The organism is Tenacibaculum crassostreae, from assembly GCF_964512405.1.
Classification (GTDB): domain Bacteria; phylum Bacteroidota; class Bacteroidia; order Flavobacteriales; family Flavobacteriaceae; genus Polaribacter; species Polaribacter crassostreae.
The window spans coordinates 187,677-208,225 of the sequence record NZ_CAZELE010000007.1 but is presented as its reverse complement, the minus strand read 5'-3'; the positions used below and the strand labels follow the sequence as shown (position 1 = coordinate 208,225).

Annotated in this window: 17 protein-coding genes; 15 read left to right on the top strand and 2 right to left on the bottom strand. The window is 34.7% G+C overall.

The genetic code is table 11. The features are described from left to right. Positions 1-5: 5 nt before the first annotated feature. The gene (locus tag ACKTST_RS11185) at positions 6-431 is read right to left on the bottom strand and encodes a SufE family protein (protein ID WP_408047832.1); all 426 of its coding nucleotides are present in this window, start codon (positions 429-431) and stop codon (positions 6-8) included. Between the two features lie 156 nt (positions 432-587). Here ACKTST_RS11185 and ACKTST_RS11180 point away from each other — a divergent pair, with 156 nt between their 5' ends. Both ACKTST_RS11180 and ACKTST_RS11175 read left to right on the top strand, forming a co-directional pair. After that, positions 588-1,514, top strand: a complete 927-nt coding sequence (locus ACKTST_RS11180; protein WP_408047831.1) for a PfkB family carbohydrate kinase — start codon at positions 588-590, stop codon at positions 1,512-1,514. Between the two features lie 79 nt (positions 1,515-1,593). Further along, positions 1,594-3,492, top strand: coding sequence for an amidophosphoribosyltransferase (locus ACKTST_RS11175; protein ID WP_408047830.1), 1,899 nt, complete (start codon positions 1,594-1,596; stop codon positions 3,490-3,492). Positions 3,493-3,563: 71 nt separating this feature from the next. Here the strand turns inward: ACKTST_RS11175 and ACKTST_RS11170 are convergent, their stop codons facing one another. Further along, the gene (locus ACKTST_RS11170) at positions 3,564-3,926 is read right to left on the bottom strand and encodes an SPOR domain-containing protein (RefSeq protein ID WP_408047829.1); all 363 of its coding nucleotides are present in this window, start codon (positions 3,924-3,926) and stop codon (positions 3,564-3,566) included. Between the two features lie 214 nt (positions 3,927-4,140). Between ACKTST_RS11170 and ACKTST_RS11165 the strand changes: the two genes are divergently transcribed. From ACKTST_RS11165 to ACKTST_RS11105, 13 genes are all read left to right on the top strand, one after another. Beyond that, positions 4,141-5,433 (top strand): c-type cytochrome, encoded by a 1,293-nt coding sequence (locus ACKTST_RS11165; protein WP_408047828.1) that lies wholly within the window; start codon positions 4,141-4,143, stop codon positions 5,431-5,433. A 32-nt stretch (positions 5,434-5,465) separates the two neighbouring features. Further along, positions 5,466-8,606, top strand: coding sequence for a TAT-variant-translocated molybdopterin oxidoreductase (locus ACKTST_RS11160; protein WP_408047827.1), 3,141 nt, complete (start codon positions 5,466-5,468; stop codon positions 8,604-8,606). 27 nt (positions 8,607-8,633) lie between these two features. Next, entirely contained in the window at positions 8,634-10,034 is a 1,401-nt protein-coding gene (gene nrfD / locus ACKTST_RS11155) for an NrfD/PsrC family molybdoenzyme membrane anchor subunit (RefSeq protein WP_408047826.1), read from the top strand. After that, positions 10,024-10,551 (top strand): DUF3341 domain-containing protein, encoded by a 528-nt coding sequence (locus tag ACKTST_RS11150; RefSeq protein ID WP_408047825.1) that lies wholly within the window; start codon positions 10,024-10,026, stop codon positions 10,549-10,551. Before nrfD ends, ACKTST_RS11150 begins: the two co-directional genes overlap by 11 nt. A gap of 9 nt (positions 10,552-10,560) precedes the next feature. Beyond that, complete coding sequence (locus tag ACKTST_RS11145; protein ID WP_408047824.1) at positions 10,561-11,109, top strand: c-type cytochrome; 549 nt, start codon at positions 10,561-10,563, stop codon at positions 11,107-11,109. A gap of 22 nt (positions 11,110-11,131) precedes the next feature. Next, the gene (locus ACKTST_RS11140; protein WP_408047823.1) at positions 11,132-12,694 is read left to right on the top strand and encodes a quinol:cytochrome C oxidoreductase; all 1,563 of its coding nucleotides are present in this window, start codon (positions 11,132-11,134) and stop codon (positions 12,692-12,694) included. Between the two features lie 34 nt (positions 12,695-12,728). Next, positions 12,729-13,736, top strand: a complete 1,008-nt coding sequence (locus tag ACKTST_RS11135; protein WP_408047822.1) for a cytochrome c oxidase subunit II — start codon at positions 12,729-12,731, stop codon at positions 13,734-13,736. 27 nt (positions 13,737-13,763) lie between these two features. Further along, positions 13,764-15,533, top strand: a complete 1,770-nt coding sequence (locus tag ACKTST_RS11130) for a cytochrome c oxidase subunit I (protein ID WP_408047821.1) — start codon at positions 13,764-13,766, stop codon at positions 15,531-15,533. Positions 15,534-15,687: 154 nt separating this feature from the next. Further along, positions 15,688-16,710 carry a Holliday junction branch migration DNA helicase RuvB gene (gene ruvB / locus ACKTST_RS11125; RefSeq protein ID WP_408047820.1) on the top strand — a complete coding sequence of 341 codons (1,023 nt, stop codon included), beginning with the start codon at positions 15,688-15,690 and terminating at the stop codon, positions 16,708-16,710. 3 nt (positions 16,711-16,713) lie between these two features. Continuing rightward, entirely contained in the window at positions 16,714-18,444 is a 1,731-nt protein-coding gene (locus ACKTST_RS11120) for a SulP family inorganic anion transporter (RefSeq protein ID WP_408047819.1), read from the top strand. 9 nt (positions 18,445-18,453) lie between these two features. Continuing rightward, positions 18,454-19,863: an MBL fold metallo-hydrolase gene (locus ACKTST_RS11115; protein ID WP_408047818.1), complete on the top strand. Its 1,410-nt coding sequence runs from the start codon at positions 18,454-18,456 to the stop codon at positions 19,861-19,863. Positions 19,864-19,868: 5 nt separating this feature from the next. Then, positions 19,869-20,246 (top strand): rhodanese-like domain-containing protein, encoded by a 378-nt coding sequence (locus ACKTST_RS11110; RefSeq protein WP_408047817.1) that lies wholly within the window; start codon positions 19,869-19,871, stop codon positions 20,244-20,246. A 1-nt stretch (position 20,247) separates the two neighbouring features. Further along, positions 20,248-20,517, top strand: coding sequence for a heavy-metal-associated domain-containing protein (locus tag ACKTST_RS11105; protein ID WP_408047816.1), 270 nt, complete (start codon positions 20,248-20,250; stop codon positions 20,515-20,517). Positions 20,518-20,549 lie beyond the last annotated feature (32 nt).

The window sequence follows — 20,549 nt, the reverse complement described above, 5'->3', positions numbered from 1 at the left end:
ATTCTTTAATCTACTAATCTAGATTGTTGCGCAATCGCATACATTTTAATTTGTTTCACCATCGATACTAATCCATTAGCACGCGTAGGGCTTAAATGTTCTTTTAAACCAATCTCATCAATAAAATCAGTATCAGCTTCTAAAATTGCTTTAGGTGTTTGGTTAGAAAATACTCTCAACAATAAGGCCACAATTCCTTTCGTTAAAATGGCATCGCTATCAGCAGTAAATTCAATTGTATCACCATTTAATTCAGAATGTAACCATACTTTAGATTGACATCCTTTAATTAAATTTTCATCTAACTTATAGGCTTCATTTATTAATGGTAACGATTTTCCTAATTCAATAATGTACTCGTAACGCTCCATCCAGTCTTCAAACATCGAAAACTCATCAATAATTTCTTCTTGTATTTCTTTGATAGTCATTTTTTAAAACTATTTTTGCACTGTCGCAGACAGATTTTATTTGAAAGCGCAAAAATACGTATTAAATTTAAGATAAAGTCATTTGTGAAGTGATGATGTAAGTTCTTTAAAAATAGAATTTTCTAATCAGAAGAATAATGGCTAAATGAAATTAAGATGAGTAAATTATTAGCAGTTGGAACAGTAGCTTTTGATGCTATTGAAACGCCTTTTGGAAAAACAGATAAAATTTTAGGAGGATCAGGGACTTTTGTAGGATTAGCAGCTTCTCAGTTTGGAGTTGAAACTGGAGTAGTTTCTGTAGTTGGTGGAGATTTTCCACAGTCATATTTAGATATGATGAACGATAAAGGAATTAATACTGATGGAATTGAAATCGTAAAAGAAGGAAAAACATTCTTTTGGAGTGGAAAATACCATAACGATATGAATTCTCGTGATACTTTGGTGACTGAGTTAAATGTGCTAGAGCATTTTCAACCAGTAGTCCCAGAATCATTTAAAGATGCGCCAATTGTAATGTTAGGTAATTTACACCCGTTAACACAAGCGTCTGTATTAGACCAAATGAATGAGCGTCCAAAATTAGTAGTGTTAGATACAATGAACTTTTGGATGGATATCGCGTTAAACGATTTACACGAAGTTTTAAAACGTGTAGATGTTATAACAATTAACGACGAAGAAGCGCGTCAGTTAAGTGGAGAGTATTCGTTAGTAAACGCTGCGAAGAAAATTCATGAAATGGGACCAAAATTTGTGGTGATTAAAAAAGGAGAACACGGAGCTTTATTATTTAATGAAGGAAACATGTTCTTTGCACCAGCATTACCATTAGCTGAAGTTTTCGATCCAACAGGAGCAGGTGATACGTTTGCAGGAGGTTTTTGTGGTTATTTAGCAAAAACAGAAGATATTTCATTTGAAAACATGAAGAGTGCTATTATCTTCGGATCTAATCTTGCGTCGTTCTGTGTAGAGAAATTTGGAACGCAGCGTATGGAAGAGCTTACAAACGAAGAAATGCAAAGACGTTTACAAGCGTTTAAAGAATTAACACAATTTGAAATAGAATTATCATAAATTATAAATCCGCGCTTTTTGCTGCGGATTTTTTTATACAACACACAAAACCACAACACAACTAAATTAAAGAAATTAAATGAGCGACGCTATTAAACATGAATGCGGAATTGCAATGGTTCGCTTAAAAAAACCATTACAATATTATAAAGACAAATACGGTACCGCGTTTTATGGTGTGAATAAAATGTATTTGTTAATGGAAAAGCAGCACAATAGAGGTCAAGATGGTGCTGGATTAGCAAGTATTAAATTTAATGTAGAGCCAGGAACAAGATATATAAGCAGAATTCGATCTAACGAATCACAACCAATTCAAGATATTTTTGGAAAAATCAACAAACGAATTAATGGTGTTTTTGAAGAAAATCCTGAAAAAGTTGACGATGTTAAGTGGCAAGAAGAAAATGTGCCATATTTAGGTAACTTGTTTTTAGGTCATGTTCGTTATGGTACCTTCGGAAAAAACTCAATAGAAAGCGTACACCCTTTTTTGCGTCAAAGTAATTGGAAGCATCAAAGTTTAATTGTAGCAGGTAATTTTAATATGACCAATTCAAAACAATTATTAAATGATTTGATTGAGTTAGGGCAGCATCCAAAAGAATTTACCGACACCGTTACTGTGATGGAAAAAATCGGTCACTTTTTAGAGTCTGAAGTGTCTGATTTATACCTAAAAGCAAAAGAAGAAGGATTTAATAAAAAAGACGCTTCACCTTATATTGAAGAGCATATAGATATTCAAAGAATTTTAAAACGTTCTGCTAAAAACTGGGACGGTGGTTATGCAATGGCGGGATTATTAGGTCATGGTGATGCGTTTGTATTGCGTGATCCTTCAGCTATTCGTCCAGCATTCTTTTATGAAGACGAAGAGGTAGTTGTGGTTGCGTCTGAGCGTCCGGTTATTCAAACGGTATTTAATGTTGATATTAATTCAATAAAAGAAATTGAAAGAGGTCACGCATTAATTATTAAAAAGAGCGGAGAAACAACCATGTCGCCAATTTTAGAACAGCGCCCTAAAAAAGCATGTTCTTTTGAGCGTATTTACTTTTCTAGAGGAAGCGATGCTTCAATTTATGAAGAACGTAAAAACCTAGGAAAATATGTGTTCCCTGAAGTTCTGAAATCTATTAATAATGATATAGAAAATTCGGTGTTCTCATATATTCCAAACACTGCGGAAACTTCGTTTTTCGGAATGATGGAAGCTGCTGAAGATGTGTTAAATCAGCAAAAAACTGAAGCTATTTTAGCAGGTGAAGGTAAATTGTCCAAAGAAAGAGTGATAGAAATTCTTTCTAAACGTCCTCGTTTTGAAAAAATAGCCATTAAAGATGCAAAACTGCGTACGTTTATTACCGATGATAGCAGTCGTGATGATTTGGTTGCGCACGTATATGATGTAACTTACGGAGTGGTAAAACCAACCGATAATTTGGTAATTATTGATGATAGTATAGTAAGAGGTACTACTTTAAAGAAAAGTATCATCAAAATTTTAGATCGATTAAATCCAAAGAAAATAGTAGTAGTTTCATCGGCGCCTCAAATTCGTTATCCTGATTGTTATGGTATCGATATGGCTAAGATTAATGATTTTATCGCTTTTAAAGCTGCTTTAGAATTGTTAAAAGAAACCAGTCAATATACTATTGTTGATGAAGTATATAAAAAATGTAAACAACAAGAAAATAGCGAAGATAAAGATGTCGTGAATTACGTAAAGGAAATTTATGTACCTTTTACTGATGAAGAGGTTTCTGCTAAAATAGCTCAAATGCTAAAAACCGAAGAAATTAAAGCTGAAGTAGAAGTTATTTTTCAACCTGTAAGTGGTTTGCATAAAGCGTGTCCTAATAATTCAGGAGATTGGTATTTTACTGGTGATTATCCTACAGATGGAGGTCATAGAGTAGTAAATCAAGCCTTTATTAATTTTTATGAAGGAAATGATAAAAGAGCTTACTAAGTAGCTAGACAGTATAAAACAAAAAAGAGTAATCAATCGATTACTCTTTTTTGTTTTATATAGGTTTTACTTTACATAGGTACCACAATAGCACCTGAGAATTTTTCTCTAATTTTATTCAAAGCTCTGTCGGCATGTAGTCGAGTTTTGTAATTACCAACTTGAATTTTCCATTCAGGAGCTTTATAGGTTAGTTTAGTGTAAACACCAGGGTATTCAATTTGAAATCTACTGCGAGTACTTTTAGCAGTTCTTTCTAATCCGTTATATAATTGAATCCTAAACCCAGTTCCGTGATTTTTATTATACGTGCGTTTTTTCTCTATTAAAGAAGTGATGTCTTTGTTTTCAGTGAGATTCTCTTGTGCGTTCACATCAATAATATTGATAGCAAATAAAAATAGAATCGTTATTAATAAGCTAATTTTCTTCATTTTTTGAATCTTTTTACAAAAGTAACGACTTGTCCGCTAATAGATTGTTGATGCTTGTTATTTAGAATTGTTATAAATTATAAATTAGGAAACTCTTAACATTTCACAATTTAGACAGAAGTAGTACTTTTGTGCAACTTTCTGTGTGCTAATTTTAGATTAGTACTACAGAAAAAATTGTACCAAAATAGATACAAAACTTATATTTTATAGTATGAAAAGTGTGAATCATCACAGTAAATTAATCAAAACTCTAGTAAGGAGTTTAGCTTTCTTTTTAGTTTTCCTAGTAAGTTTTTCGGCGTTTTCACAAGATGTTGACGAGGCGCGTCAGAAAGAAGGGAAGAAATTATTTAAGTCTTTATGTGCTTCTTGTCACAAGTTAGATAAAAAACTTGTAGGACCTGCGTTAGGTGGTGTTGAAGAAAGAAGAACAAATGAGTGGTTAAAAGCTTGGATTAAAGACAATGCTGCTTTAAGAGCTTCGGGAGATAAAGATGCTATTGCGATTTTTGAAGAGTACAACGGGTCTAACATGACTGCTTTTCCACAGTTAACAGATCAAAATGTTGATGATATTCTTTATTATTCAACTGTTGGTGAGCTTAAAAAAGCAGGAGAAGCAGGAGCTGAAGTTGCCGGTGCAACTAAAGGCGATCAAGCACCAGGTTGGTTAATTTATATTTTAGCTGCAGCTATAATTGTAGCGTTTTTAATTATTGCTAGTTTATTAAAAACAATTAGTGAATTAAAAGGAGCACCAAAAACTCCAGGATTAACAGGGCAATTAGCTGAGTTATGGGAAGGTGTTAAGCAAAATACATTCTTAAAAGTGTTAACAGTAATTTTTGGTGCGTTGGTAACAGCTTACTTCTTGTTTGGTACGTTGTTTAAAGTTGGTGTTGATACTGACTATCAACCAATTCAACCAATTGCTTTCTCACACAAAATTCACGCAGGAGACAATAAGATTGATTGTCAATACTGTCACTCGTCAGCTAAACATAGTAAAACATCAGGTATTCCTTCTGTAAATGTTTGTATGAACTGTCATAAAAATATTTCTGAAGTTGCTGATGATACTAAAGTGGTGATGGATGACCATACCTTAGTAAAGGCAGATTTAGATAAAGAAATTGCTAAGATTTATGAAGCTGCTGGTTGGGATGCTGATAAATTAGCGTATACAGGTGAAACTAAACCAATCAAATGGGTTAGAGTTCATAATTTACCAGATTTTGCATACTTCAATCACTCACAACACGTAACTGTAGGTGGGGTTGCTTGTCAAAAATGTCATGGACCTGTAGAGGAAATGGAAGAAGTGTATCAACACTCGCCATTAACAATGGGGTGGTGTATCGATTGTCATAAGGAAACTAAGGTTGACTTAAAAGGTAATGAGTACTATGCTAAAATTCACGAAGAATTAGCTAAAAAGTACGGTGTTGAGCAAGTAACAATTGCACAATTAGGAGGAAAAGAGTGTGGTAAGTGCCACTATTAATCAATTTAGAAAGTAGAAAAACACATATATAAATGGCTTCAGACAAAAAATACTGGCAAAGTGTTGAGGAACTTAAAGGAAGTTCTATTGTTGAAACGCTACGTAATAATGAGTTTGTACAAGATATCCCTACAGATGAGTTTTTAGGTGATAAAGAAACCTTAGAAACTTCATCAACATCACGTAGAGATTTCTTGAAATATGTTGGATTTACCACTGCAGCAGCTTCTTTAGCAGCTTGTGAGGGTCCAGTAAGAAAATCAATTCCTTATGTAGTGCAACCTAATGATATAGTTGTAGGTGTTGCCGATTGGTACGCAACTACAATTGCTGATGGTTTTGATTTCGCAAACGTATTAGTTAAAACACGTGAAGGGCGTCCAATTCAAATCATGCCTAACAAAGAGGCAGGAGGAGTAACAAACGCACGTACTCAAGCATCGGTTTTATCATTGTATGATGGTAAATTACGATTAAAAGAGCCAAGAAAAGGAGAAACTGAAATTTCTTGGGCTGATGCAGATAAAGAAATCGTTGCTAAGTTAAACGAGTTAAAGAACGCTAACGAACCAGTAGTGTTATTAACAGGAACTTTAGCGAGTCCTTCTACTGATAAAGTAATAGCTGATTTTATTACTGCTTACCCAAATGTAAAGCACGTAGTATATGATGCAATTTCTGAAAGTGCTACAGCTGATGCTTTTGAAGCTATGTATGGTACAAGAGCGTTGCCAAATTACGATTTTAGCAAGGCAGGAGTTATCGCGTCTATCGGAGCAGATTTCTTAGGAGATTGGCAAGGTGGATACGAAAAGTCTTATGCAGATGGTCGTAGAGTAGCAACTGGTAAAATGTCTTACCATGTTCAGATAGAAAGTAACATGTCTTTAACAGGTGCTAGTGCCGATAAAAGAATTGTTGCTAAATCATCTGAGCAAGTTTTCGCTTTAATCAACTTATATAATAAGGTAACAGGAGGAAGTCTTCCTTCAAAAGCAACTAAATTTGATACTGAGGTTGAGCAATTAGCAAAAGATCTTAAAAAAGCAGGTTCAAAAGGAGTTGTAGTTACTGGTTTAAATGATAAAAATGCTCAATTAATTGCATTAGCAATCAATAAAGCGTTAAATAGTGAGGTAATCGATACCAATGCAGTAAACTTAACTCGCCAAGGTAACGATACTGAAGTTGCTCAATTAGTAGCAGATGTTAAAGCAGGTAAAGTAAAAGGTTTAGTTACTTATAATGTAAACCCTTTATTCTCTTTAGCTAACGCAGCTGATTTAGCTGAAGGAATGAAAAACTTAAAATTATCTGTTGCAATCTCTACTCAAAATGATGCTACAGCTAATGCTACACAATATACATTACCAGCACCTCATAACTTAGAAAGTTGGGGAGATGTAATGGCTACAAAAGGTGTGTATAGTTTAATGCAACCTACTATTCAACCATTATTTAATACACGTCAGTTACAAGATGTGTTGTTAAAATGGTCAGGAAGTACTGTAAACTATTACGATACGTTAAAAGAATTCTGGAGTACAAATGTATTAGGGGGAGCTTCTTGGAATCAAGCATTACATGATGGATTCTTTAAATCGGAAGCTGCTGCTGAAACTACTACTTTTGAATCTACTGCTGATGTAAATGCAGCAGCTGTTCAATTAGTAAGAACTGCAAGTAACTCTTCAAAATTCGAATTAAACTTATATTCATCAACTGCATTAGGAGATGGTAAACAAGCCAATAACCCTTGGTTACAAGAATTACCAGACCCTATTACACGTGCTTCTTGGGATAACTACTTAACTGTTTCTATGGCTGATGCTAAAGAATTAGGTTTTGAGAATCCTGTAAAAGATAACGGTGCAATTGATGGTAATTATGCTAACGTTACGGTTAATGGAGTTACAATTAACAAAATTCCAGTAATCATTCAACCAGGTCAAGCAAAAGGAACTGTTGGTTTAGCATTAGGTTACGGTAGAACACAAGGATTAAAGCCTGAAATGCAAGTAGGTATTAATGCTTATCCTTTCTATCAAAACGGAAACAATGTTCAGTACAATGTTTCTATCGAGAAAGCTTCAGGATGGCACAAGTTTGCTTGTATGCAAGTACAAAGTACTTTAGCTGGTCGTCACGATATTTTAAGAGAAGCTTCATTAAAAGAAGTAAATGATAAAAATTTAGATCCTAAGCATACATGGAATAAGCCATTTATGGTTTCTTATGATCACCAGGAAGTTGAAGGAAGTAAAATCGACTTATGGGATGAGCATGATAGAAGTTTAGGACACCACTTTAACTTATCTATCGATTTAACATCTTGTACAGGATGTGGGGCATGTGTTATCGCATGTCACGCAGAAAACAACGTTCCAGTTGTTGGTAAAGATGAAATGAGAGTTGGTAGAGATATGGCTTGGTTACGTATCGATCGTTACTATTCTTCAACTGTTGAAGATAAGCAACACGAAGCAGCCATGACATTAGAAGAGTTCAAAGCTCAAAATCCAAACTTAGCGAATCAAGAGGTTGAAAGACGTTATACTGAAAAAGTATTAGAGTTAAGTAAAGGAGATTTATTTGATGCTTTAGAAAATCCAGCTGAAAACCCACAGGTTGCTTTCCAGCCTATGATGTGTCAACACTGTAACCACGCACCATGTGAAACAGTATGTCCGGTAGCAGCAACATCTCACGGTCGTCAAGGTCAAAACCAAATGGCATATAACCGTTGTGTAGGTACTCGTTACTGTGCAAACAACTGTCCTTATAGAGTACGTCGTTTCAACTGGTTTAACTATGCTGAAAACAACGAATTCGACTTTAATATGAACAACGAATACGGTAAAATGGTATTAAACCCAGACGTAGTAGTTCGTTCTCGTGGAGTTATGGAAAAATGTTCTATGTGTATCCAAATGACGCAAGCAACTATTTTAAAAGCTAAGAAAGAAGGTAGAGCAGTAAGAAAAGACGAGTTTGAAACAGCTTGTTCATCTGCTTGTTCTACAGGAGCTATGGTGTTTGGAGATGTTAACAACTCTGAAGATACAGTTGCAGCGTTAAAAGAAGATAAAAGAGCTTTCCACGTGTTAGATTATATTGGTACAAAACCAAACGTAGTGTATCAAGTGAAGGTAAGAAATACAAACGAAGCTTAATAGTAAAATTAATAAGTATATAGATTTATGTCGTCTCATTACGAATCATCTTATAGAGAACCTTTAATACTTGGTAACAAGAGTTACCATGATATTACTGAAGATATTGCTAAACCTATCGAAGGGAAAGCAAACAAACATTGGTATGTAGCATTCTATATCTCTTTAGCAGCAATGTTATGGGGGTTCGGATGTATCTTTTATACCGTAGGTACCGGTATTGGTGTTTGGGGATTAAGTAAAAACATCGGTTGGGCATGGGATATTACCAACTTCGTATGGTGGGTAGGTATTGGTCACGCAGGAACACTTATTTCTGCAGTACTATTATTATTCCGTCAAAAATGGAGAATGGCAATTAACCGTTCTGCTGAAGCGATGACAATCTTTGCGGTATTCCAAGCAGGATTGTTCCCAATTATCCACATGGGTCGTCCATGGAACGGATACTGGGTATTACCAATTCCTAACCAATTCGGATCATTATGGGTAAACTTTAACTCTCCGTTATTATGGGACGTATTTGCAATTTCTACCTATTTATCGGTATCATTAGTATTCTGGTGGACTGGTTTATTACCTGATTTTGCAACCATTCGTGATAGAGCAGTAAAACCTTTCCAAAAGAAAATTTACGCCTTATTATCTTTTGGATGGTCTGGTAGAGCTAAAGACTGGCAACGTTTTGAAGAAGTATCTTTAGTGTTAGCAGGTTTAGCAACTCCATTAGTACTTTCTGTACACACAATCGTATCGATGGACTTCGCAACCTCTATCAACCCAGGATGGCACTCAACAATTTTCCCTCCTTATTTCGTAGCAGGGGCGATTTTCTCAGGATTCGCAATGGTACAAACTTTATTAGGTATTATGCGTAAGGTTACAAATATGGAAGCATATATTACACGTTTACACGTTGAGTATATGAACATCGTAATCATCTTAACAGGAGGTATCGTAGCTGTAGCTTATGCAACTGAATTCTTCATCGCATGGTATACAGGTTCACCATATGAAAATTATACATATTTATCTTTTGGAGCTGAAGCAGGAGCTTACGGGTGGGCATTCTGGTCGTTATTAATCTGTAACATTTTCACTCCACAGTTATTATGGATAAAGAAAATTAGAAGAAGCTTTATTTGGTCTTTCATTATCTCAATCGTAATTAACATCGGTATGTGGTTCGAACGTTTCGATATCATTGCAATTGTATTAAGTAAAGGTCAATTACCATCAACATGGTGGCGTTTTGAGCCAACGTTTGTAGACGTAGGTATCTTTATTGGAACTATCGGATTCTTCTTTGTATTATTCTTATTATATGCAAGAACTTTCCCAGTAATTCCTACAGCAGAGATTAAAACAATCTTGAAGTCGTCAGGTGAGAATTTTAAAAAATCAAGAGAAGAGAACAATGAGCACTAATAAAGTAATTCACGCATTATATAATGATGATGATATCTTAATGGATGCCGTTAAGAAAGTAAAAGCAGAACATCATCATATCGAAGAAGTATTTTGTCCATTTCCAGTTCACGGATTAGACAAAGCAATGGGATTAGCACCAACACGTTTAGCTATTACAGCTTTTATGTATGGAATTACAGGTTTATCTGTTGCAATTTGGTTAACATGGTATACTATGATTGCTGATTGGCCACAAGATATTGGAGGTAAACCAAACTTTTCTTGGGCTTCAAACATGCCAGCATTCGTACCAATTATGTTCGAATTAACAGTATTTTTTGCAGCGCACTTAATGGTAATCACTTTTTATATGAGAAGTAAAATTTGGCCATTTAAAAAAGCTGAAAACCCAGATCCTAGAACTACAGATGATCACTTCTTAATGGAAATTCCAGTTCACGGAAATGAAGAAGAGTTAATGGCATTGTTAGAAACAACAGGAGCTGTAGAAATTAACGTAGTAGAAACGCACTAATAAAGAGATATGAAGAGTTTAAAAATAATTATCGCTTTAGCTGTAGTAGCAACAAGCTTAAGTTCTTGTAACGATAAACGTAAACCACAAGTACAATACATGCCAGACATGTATGTATCTGTACCTTACGATGCAAACGGAGCAAATGGCTTAAACGGTAAAGAAGTAAACAAATTACCTGTTGCAGGTACAGTAAGTAGAAACGGTGTTGTAGCTTATGATATTCCTGATACTAATGAAGGATACGAAAAAGCAAAAGTTGAATTAACAAACCCATTACCAGCTACTGAGGCTAACTTAGAAAAAGGTAAAGAGTTATACGGAATTTACTGTGCTTCTTGTCACGGAACAAAAGGTGATGGAAACGGGGTATTATCTCAAAGAGATAAATTCAACGGTATTCCAAACTATGCAGAAAGAGATTTAACACCAGGTAACATTTACCATGTAATTATGTATGGTAAAAACTTAATGGGATCTCATGCATCACAGTTAAGATACGACGAGCGTTGGCAAGTTGTACAATACGTAGAAAAATTAAGAAGCGAATTAAAATAAGTCTATAATAGATAGTTAAGATATGTACCAGTTTTCAGGAAAATTAAAAATGCTTGCTATTATTTTAATGGCAGTAGGGCTTTTAGGAACAGGTTATAGTTTCTGGTCAGCACCTAAAACATTAGAACAAGCAAAAGAAATTTTAGCAAAACAAGATGCTCACCACGGTGGTCATGAAGCTGCAGCGACTCATACAGAGGAAGCTCATCACGCTGAAGAAGCTAAAGTTGAAGAGCATGTTGAAGAAGTAACTACTGAAGAAAACCATGCACAAGACAGTACAGCTACTCACACAGAAGAGCATAATGTAGCACAAGATTCTACAGCTGTTAACACTGAAGAAGCTCACGAAGAAGTAGCACATACAGAGGCAAAAGAAGAAGCACACAATGAAGTTGCAGTAGCACACCATGGTGAAGATCATGGAGATGCTCATGCAGAACACGCTTTTCATCAAATGCAAAACAGACCTTGGTCTGCAATGTATGTAGCGTTATTATTCTCTTTAGGAGTAACATTATTAGTATTAGCATTCTATGCGTCTCAAAGAGTTGCTCATGCAGGTTGGTCTGTTGTATTACACAGAGTAATGGAAGCTATTTCTGCTAACTTACACTATGTGAGTTTAGCAATGTTATTGTTTTTAATTGCTACTGCAATGCACATGAATCACTTATTCCCTTGGATGGGTGAAGGAGTTGTAGATCCTACAAGCCCTAATTATGATGCTATTGTAGATGGTAAAAAATGGTACTTAAACACACCAGGATGGTTAATGAGGAGTATTTTTTACTTAGTAGTTTGGAATGCATACCGTTTTATCATTAGAAGAGATTCTATCAAACAAGATAATGGAGATTTAAAATTACATAAGAGAAACTATAACGTATCTGTAATCTTCTTATTCTTCTTTATGATTACTGAAAGTATGATGTCTTGGGATTGGATTATGGGTATTGACCCTCACTGGTTCTCTACATTATTTGGATGGTATGTATTAGCTACTTTCTTAGTATCTGCATTAACAGTAATTGCAATGGTAACTATTTACTTACGTTCTAAAGGAGCTTTACCATTAGTAAACGACAGTCATATTCACGATTTAGCGAAATTTATGTTTGGTTTCTCTGTTTTCTGGACATACTTATGGTTCGCACAGTTCATGTTAATATGGTATGCTGATATGCCAGAAGAAACTACGTACTTCTTATTACGTTTTAACGAGTACAAAGTACCTTTCTTAGCAATGGTTGCAATGAACTTTATCTTCCCAGTATTATTATTAATCAACAGTGATTTCAAGAGTATTCCTTGGTTTGTAGTATTAGGAGGTATTGTAATATTAGCTGGTCACTATATCGATTTATTTGTAATGGTTATGCCAGGTACAGTAGGTGCTCAATGGGGATTCGGAATAGGTGAAGTAAGCGGATTATTATTCTTTATAGGATTGTTTATCTTCGCAACCTTTACTGCATTTGCTAAAGCAAACCCAGTACCAAAAGGTAACCCATTCTTACACGAGAGTGAAACATACCATTACTATAATATCGAACACAGAGGAGAAGATAGTAATCATCATTAATAAAAAGAATTAATAAACAAATAGTTTAGATAATATGCTCGCTTTATTTTATATTTTCATAGCAGTTGCAATAGGAGTAAGTTTTTGGCAAATTACTCGTATCATGAATTTCCGTGGTGTAATTGCTACAGATAAAGACAACGAAAAACAAGGTAAATACGCTTTAGGTTTCTTAGCATTCCTTTATGCAATGATGATTTACTGTTTAATTGCCATGAATGTAATTATGTTACCAGAATCTGCTTCTTTCGAAGGAGAACACGATGACAACTTATTCAATATTACATTTTGGTTGATAGGAATTGTTCAGTTTGGAATGCAGTTTTTAATTTTCTTCTTTACTTATAAGTACAGAGGAAACAAAAACAACAAAGCATTGTTTTATGCTGACAGCCACAAATTAGAATTAATTTGGACAACAATTCCAGCGGTAACAATTGTATTATTAATTGGATACGGTTTATGGGCTTGGAACAACATTATGTATGTTGGAGACGATGAAAACCCGATCGTTATTGAAGTGTATTCTCAACAATTCCGTTGGGATGCTCGTTACGCAGGTGAAGACAACCAATTAGGTTTAGGAAATGTAAACTTTATTAAAGGAATCAACACAATGGGTGTTGATATGTCTGACCCAAGTGCACAAGACGATAAACAAGTAACAGAATTATACTTACCTAAAGGTAAAAAAGTATTATTCAAGTTCCGTTCGCAAGATGTATTACACTCTGCTTATATGCCTCACTTTAGAGCACAAATGAACTGTGTTCCAGGTATGGTAACTCAATTCGCTTTTACTCCTAAGTATACGACTGATGAAATGCGTCAGAACAAAGAAGTAATGGCTAAAGCAGAAGGAATTAACAAGATTAGAAAGGCTAATGGTGAAGACCCATATGTGTTTGATTACTTATTATTATGTAATAAAATTTGTGGAGCATCTCACTACAATATGCAAATGAAAATCACTGTTGTAGAGCAAGAAGCATACGACAAGTGGTTATCAGAACAAAAAACATTAGCTCAAGTTATTAAATAAGATATTTTTTTAAAGTATATATAGATTATGTCAGATCATCATCACAAAGAAACATTTGTAACTAAATACATCTTTAGTCAAGATCATAAAATGATCTCTAAGCAGTTCCTTGTTACAGGTATATTCATGGGAATCATAGGAGGTTTCATGTCTATGTTATTTCGTTTGCAAATTGCATGGCCAGATACATCGTTTTCAATTATTGAAGCATTCTTAGGAAACCATCAAACAGATGGAATTATGAACCCAGATATGTACTTAGCGTTAGTTACAATTCACGGTACAATCATGGTATTCTTTGTATTAACGGCAGGATTAAGTGGTACATTCTCAAACTTATTAATTCCGTTACAAATTGGAGCTCGTGATATGGCTTCTGGATTCTTAAACATGGTATCTTACTGGTTATTCTTCTTATCATCAGTAGTAATGGTTATTTCATTATTCGTTGAAGCAGGACCAGCATCTGCTGGATGGACAATTTATCCTCCATTATCTGCATTACCACAAGCAATTCCAGGATCAGGTACAGGTATGACATTATGGTTAGTGTCTATGGCAATATTCATTGCTTCGTCATTAATAGGATCGTTAAACTACATCGTTACAATTTTAAACTTACGTACAAAAGGAATGAAGATGACAAGATTACCATTAACAATGTGGGCATTCTTCATTACAGCTATCATTGGTGTAATTTCATTCCCAGTATTATTATCTGCTGCGTTATTATTAATTTTTGATAGAAGCTTTGGTACTTCTTTCTATTTATCTGATATTTTCATTTCAGGAGAAGTATTACACTACCAAGGAGGATCACCAGTATTATTTGAACACTTATTCTGGTTCCTAGGTCACCCAGAGGTATATATCATTTTATTACCAGCATTAGGTATTAGCTCAGAGGTAATTTCAACGAATGCTCGTAAACCAATTTTTGGTTACCGTGCAATGATTGGATCTATCATGGCAATTGCATTCTTATCAACAATTGTATGGGGTCACCACATGTTCATCTCAGGAATGAATCCATTCTTAGGTTCTGTGTTTACTTTTACAACTGTATTAATTGCAATTCCTTCTGCAGTAAAAGCGTTTAACTACGTTACTACTTTATGGAAAGGTAACTTACAATTAAATCCAGCAATGTTATTCTCTATCGGATTAGTTTCTACATTCGTGACAGGAGGTTTAACAGGATTAGTTTTAGGAGATTCGGCGTTAGATATCAACGTACACGATACATACTTCGTTGTAGCTCACTTCCACTTAGTAATGGGTGTGTCTGCTTTATTAGGAATGTTTGCTGGTGTTTACCACTGGTTCCCTAAAATGTATGGTAGAATGATGAACAAAACATTAGGATACTGGCACTTCTGGTTAACAATGATTACTGCATACGGAGTATTCTTCCCAATGCACTTTATCGGATTAGCAGGTTTACCACGTCGTTATTATACGAATACAAACTTCCCAATGTTTGATGATTTAGCGGATATCAATGTATTTATGACCGTAATGGCATTAGTTGGTGGAGCTGCTCAGTTAATCTTTATTGCTAACTTCTTTATCTCAATGTACAGAGGTCAAAAAGCTACGCAAAACCCATGGAATTCGAATACGCTAGAATGGACTACTCCAGTAGAACACATTCACGGAAACTGGCCAGGAGCGATTCCAGAAGTTCACAGATGGGCTTACGATTATAGTAAAACAGATGAAAATGGAGAGTATGTTCACGGACAAGATTTTGTGCCACAAACAACACCATTATTAGATGGAGAAGAGCCATCTTAAAATAAATTACAAAAACAAAAAGCCTTCCAATTTTGGAAGGCTTTTTTGTTTCCTACCTACAGAACAACACTTTATAATACGTATCTTAGCATGAAAAAGCTACGTAACTTAGATTACATAACAAGCGTTATATTTCAAGTATATTTGTAACAATATGAATGAAAACCTAAATCCTGAAAACAAACATTTTTCTAATGAAGAGCTAGATGTAGAAAAAAAACTACGTCCGCTGTCATTCGAAGACTTTACAGGTCAAGATCAAGCTATAGAAAATCTTAAGATTTTTGTAGAAGCAGCGAATCAAAGAGATGAAGCTTTAGATCACACGTTGTTTCATGGACCTCCAGGTTTAGGAAAAACGACTTTAGCACATATTTTAGCAAATGAGTTAGGAGTTGGAATCAAAGTTACATCGGGACCTGTTTTAGACAAACCTGGAGATTTAGCAGGTTTGTTAACCAATTTAGATGAGCGAGATGTGCTGTTTATTGATGAAATCCATCGATTAAGTCCTATTGTAGAGGAATACTTGTATTCAGCTATGGAAGACTACAAAATCGATATTATGATCGAAACAGGACCCAATGCACGTACTGTTCAAATCAATTTAGAACCCTTTACTTTAGTTGGAGCCACAACACGTTCAGGATTGTTAACTGCACCAATGCGTGCTCGTTTTGGTATTAGTAGTCGATTACATTATTATTCAACCGAACTATTAACGACTATTATTCAACGAAGTGCTTATATTTTAAAAGTTCCTATTTCTATGGAAGCAGCTATTGAAATTGCAGGAAGAAGTAGAGGTACACCTCGTATTGCGAATGCTTTGTTGCGTAGAGTGCGAGATTTTGCACAAATTAAAGGAGATGGTAGCATTACTATAGAAATTGCTAAATACGCCTTAAAAGCCTTAAATGTTGATGCTCACGGACTAGATGAAATGGATAACAAAATATTATCTACTATTATTGATAAGTTTAAAGGAGGTCCAGTAGGAATTACTACGTTAGCAACAGCAGTAGCTGATAATGCAGAAACTATAGAAGAAGTTTATGAGCCCTTTTTAATTCAACAAGGGTTTATTATGCGAACACCAAGAGGAAGAGAAGTAACCGATTTGGCATACAAACATTTAGGTAGAATAAAAGGTTCAAGCCAAGGAGAGCTATTTTAAAAAATGAAGCTATTAAAAAAACTCATACCTATTTTAGATTGGTTACCCAATTACCATAAATCACAATTAAGAGGTGATATCATTGCGGGTATTACGGTAGCAATCGTATTAATACCGCAAGGTATTGCGTATGCGCTTATCGCAGGATTACCGCCAATTTATGGGTTGTATGCAGCTTTAGTCCCACAGTTAATGTATGCTATTTTTGGAACAGCTCGTCAAGTAGCCATAGGTCCCGTAGCAATGGATTCACTTATTGTAGCAACAGGAGTTTCAACGTTGGCATTAGCGGGTTCTGAAAGTTACATAGCAATCGCAATTTTACTAGCATTAATAGTTGGTTCAATTCAATTTTTAATGGGGATTTTCCGCTTAGGATTTATAGTCAATTTTTTATCAAGACCTGTAATAACAGGGTTTACATCAGCAGTTGCACTAATTATTGGATTGAACCAGTTTAGAAATTTATTCGGAGTTGAATTTATTCAAAGCGACCAGATACACATTTTGCTTGAAGATGTGTATGATAGGTTAAAGTATTTTAAAGTCAATACCACGATCATCGGGTTAGTAGCTTGTCTTATCATTATAGTTTTCAGAAAAATCAATAGAAAAATTCCGAATGCTTTGATTGTAGTTGTATTAGGAATTGTCACGATTCGTTTTTTCGGTCAACATTTTTCAGATGTAGCAATTGTGAAGGATATTCCTTCAGGTTTGCCCAAGTTTTCGATGCCCGTTTTAGATATCGCTTTGATACGAGAACTGATGCCTATAGCAGCAACATTGGTAATGGTTGGTTATTTAGAAACTATATCCATAGGAAAAACACTAGAAGCGAAACAAGATGAGTATAGAGTAAGACCCAACCAAGAATTGGTTGCCTTAGGATTGAGTAATTTTATTGGTTCTTTGTTTCAGTCATATCCATCAGCATCAAGTTTTTCACGTTCAGCAATTAATGAAGAATCAGGAGGAACAACAGGGGTATCTGCAATTGTTTCCGCAATTATTGTAGTGTTCACCTTACTGTTTTTAACTCCGATATTTTATCATTTACCAAAAACTATTTTATCAGCAATTATTATTGTAGCGGTTTTTAATTTGATAAATGTAAAAGAGGCAAGAAGACTTTGGAAAGCCAATAATTTAGATTTCTGGCTCTTATTAGCTACTTTTTTAGCTACTATTTTCTTCGGAATTGAATACGGTATTTTAATAGGTGTGGGTTTATCATTAGTCGTTTTAATATTTAGAACCTCAAGACCTTATGTAACCGAATTAGGAAAAGTACCAAATTCAGATTTTTACCGAAATAAAAACAGGTTTAAAGAAGTTATCATACATGATGAAATTTTAGTATTTCGCTTCGATGCTCAATTATTCTATGCCAATTCTAGTTATTTCCGTGATAAATTAGACGAAATGACAGAAGAAAAGGGGAAGGCATTAAAATTGATTGTATTAGATGCAGAGAGCATTAATAGAGTTGATAGTACAGGTATTGAGATGTTAAAAGAACGCATACGATACTATAACAAAAGAGGTATTCAATTTTATTTTGCTGGCGTAAAAGGTCCGGTAAGAGATGCTTTTTTTAGAGGAGGTTTGTTAGATGTTGCAAGTTTAGATCACTTTTTTATGCGTGCTAACGGAGCCGTTAATTTTTATAAAACAGGAGATAATCAAAATCAGAAGAAATACGCACAATACATACATCAAGCGTATAAATAATTTAATATTATGAAGATAGAGCAAATTTATACAGGTTGTTTAGCACAAGGAGCTTATTATATTGAAAGTAACGGAGAAGTAGCAATTATAGATCCTTTACGTGAGGTAGCTCCTTATATAAACAGAGCTGAAAAAGATGGCGCTACAATCAAATATATATTCGAAACACATTTCCATGCCGATTTTGTAAGCGGTCACGTTACCCTTGCAGAAAAAACAGGAGCAACCATTGTGTACGGTCCAACAGCGGAAACAAATTATGAAGCTCACGTTGCAACCGACGGAGAAGTCTTTAAAATAGGAAATATTACCATTACAGCATTGCATACTCCTGGTCATACTATGGAAAGCACTACATATTTGTTAAAAGATGCTGATGGTAAAAATCACGCTATTTTTAGTGGAGACACCTTGTTTTTAGGAGATGTTGGTCGTCCAGATTTGGCACAAAAAGCAACGAACTTAACACAAGAGCAATTAGCAGGATTGTTATACGATAGCTTAAGAACTAAAATTATGACGCTAGAAGATGAAGTTATTGTGTATCCAGCACACGGAGCAGGTTCTGCATGTGGGAAGAGTTTGAGTAAAGAAACTGTAGGTACGATTGGAGATCAAAAGAAAACCAATTATGCATTACGTGCTGATATGACCAAAGAAGAGTTTATCAAAGAAGTGACAGACGGTTTGTTACCTCCACCTGAGTATTTTCCTTTAAATGTAAAAATGAATAAGGAAGGATATCAACCTATTGATGAAGTTATAAAAAGCGGAGCAAGAGCATTATCTGTTAATGATTTTGAGAAAATAGCGAACGAAACAGATGCGTTGGTGTTAGATGTACGTCCTCAATCAGAATTTATCAAGGGATTCATTCCACAATCAATTTTTATTGGTTTAGGAGGAACGTTCGCCCCTTGGGTAGGTGCTTTGATAAAAGATGTTACACAACCAATTTTATTGGTAACACCAGTTGGAGAAGAAAAAAATACCATCACACGTTTATCACGCGTTGGTTTTGACAATGTTTTAGGATATTTAGATGGAAGTTTTGATACTTGGAAAGCATCAGGAAAAGAAGTAGATACATTGCGTTCAGTTTCTGCGGATGTATTAGCAGAAGCAATTACAGAAAATGCACCAGTTTTTGATGTTCGTAAACCAGGGGAATATGAAAATGAACATATCATCGATGTTCCAAGTACTCCGTTAGATTTTTTAAACGAACATATTGAAGAATTTCCAAGAAAAGAAGATTTTTATGTGCACTGTGCGGGCGGATATCGTTCAGTAATTGCAGCGTCTATCTTAAAAGCGAGAGGTTTTCATAATATAATTGATGTTGCAGGTGGGTATAAAGCAATTAAAGAAACTGCTATTCCAAGAACAGCAACTGTATGTCCATCAACTTTAAAATAGTAGAAATGAAAAAAGGTATTTTATTAGTAAGTTTAATTTTAACAGTAGTATTTTCTTGCAAACCGCAAACCAATGAAGCAAAAGATATTACTGTAGAAGATTTAAAAGTAATTTTAGACAACGAAAGTAGTATTCAGTTATTGGATGTTAGAACTCCTAGTGAATGGGCAGAAGGTGTAATAACTACTCCGATTAAAATTGATATTACTGCAGAAGGTTTTGAAGACAAAGCGATTGAAAAGCTTGATAAATCGCAACCAGTGTATATTTATTGTAGGTCTGGTGGTAGAAGTAAAAGAGCTACTGATTTATTAGTGAAAAAAGGTTTTGAAGCCTATAATGTTTTAGGTGGATATATGGAGTGGGAACAAAAAAACAAGTAAAATGAAACACGAAATTTATATAGAAAATTTAAAATGTGGCGGATGCGCAGCTACTATTACTAAAGGATTATCTGGAATAGAAGGTGTTGCTGAAGTAAATGTAAATGTTGAAGAATTGTTCGTGTCATTTACTTCAGAAGAAAGTTTATTACCAAGTGTAAAAGAAAAACTTTCTAAATTAGGTTATCCTGAAGTAGGTGACAAAAACACCTTAGGACATAAAGCAAAATCGTTTGTAAGTTGTGCCGTAGGTAGAATGAATAAAGAATAAAAAAATCCCGAGTAAATTTTACTCGGGATTTT

Bases quoted from the DNA above. Each gene is read 5' to 3' on its own strand.
- ACKTST_RS11185 (WP_408047832.1), bottom strand. From the start codon at position 431: ATGACTATCAAAGAAATACAAGAAGAAATTATTGATGAGTTTTCGATG.
- ACKTST_RS11180 (WP_408047831.1), top strand. From the start codon at position 588: ATGAGTAAATTATTAGCAGTTGGAACAGTAGCTTTTGATGCTATTGAA.
- ACKTST_RS11175 (WP_408047830.1), top strand. From the start codon at position 1,594: ATGAGCGACGCTATTAAACATGAATGCGGAATTGCAATGGTTCGCTTA.
- ACKTST_RS11170 (WP_408047829.1), bottom strand. From the start codon at position 3,926: ATGAAGAAAATTAGCTTATTAATAACGATTCTATTTTTATTTGCTATC.
- ACKTST_RS11165 (WP_408047828.1), top strand. From the start codon at position 4,141: ATGAAAAGTGTGAATCATCACAGTAAATTAATCAAAACTCTAGTAAGG.
- ACKTST_RS11160 (WP_408047827.1), top strand. From the start codon at position 5,466: ATGGCTTCAGACAAAAAATACTGGCAAAGTGTTGAGGAACTTAAAGGA.
- nrfD (WP_408047826.1), top strand. From the start codon at position 8,634: ATGTCGTCTCATTACGAATCATCTTATAGAGAACCTTTAATACTTGGT.
- ACKTST_RS11150 (WP_408047825.1), top strand. From the start codon at position 10,024: ATGAGCACTAATAAAGTAATTCACGCATTATATAATGATGATGATATC.
- ACKTST_RS11145 (WP_408047824.1), top strand. From the start codon at position 10,561: ATGAAGAGTTTAAAAATAATTATCGCTTTAGCTGTAGTAGCAACAAGC.
- ACKTST_RS11140 (WP_408047823.1), top strand. From the start codon at position 11,132: ATGTACCAGTTTTCAGGAAAATTAAAAATGCTTGCTATTATTTTAATG.
- ACKTST_RS11135 (WP_408047822.1), top strand. From the start codon at position 12,729: ATGCTCGCTTTATTTTATATTTTCATAGCAGTTGCAATAGGAGTAAGT.
- ACKTST_RS11130 (WP_408047821.1), top strand. From the start codon at position 13,764: ATGTCAGATCATCATCACAAAGAAACATTTGTAACTAAATACATCTTT.
- ruvB (WP_408047820.1), top strand. From the start codon at position 15,688: ATGAATGAAAACCTAAATCCTGAAAACAAACATTTTTCTAATGAAGAG.
- ACKTST_RS11120 (WP_408047819.1), top strand. From the start codon at position 16,714: ATGAAGCTATTAAAAAAACTCATACCTATTTTAGATTGGTTACCCAAT.
- ACKTST_RS11115 (WP_408047818.1), top strand. From the start codon at position 18,454: ATGAAGATAGAGCAAATTTATACAGGTTGTTTAGCACAAGGAGCTTAT.
- ACKTST_RS11110 (WP_408047817.1), top strand. From the start codon at position 19,869: ATGAAAAAAGGTATTTTATTAGTAAGTTTAATTTTAACAGTAGTATTT.
- ACKTST_RS11105 (WP_408047816.1), top strand. From the start codon at position 20,248: ATGAAACACGAAATTTATATAGAAAATTTAAAATGTGGCGGATGCGCA.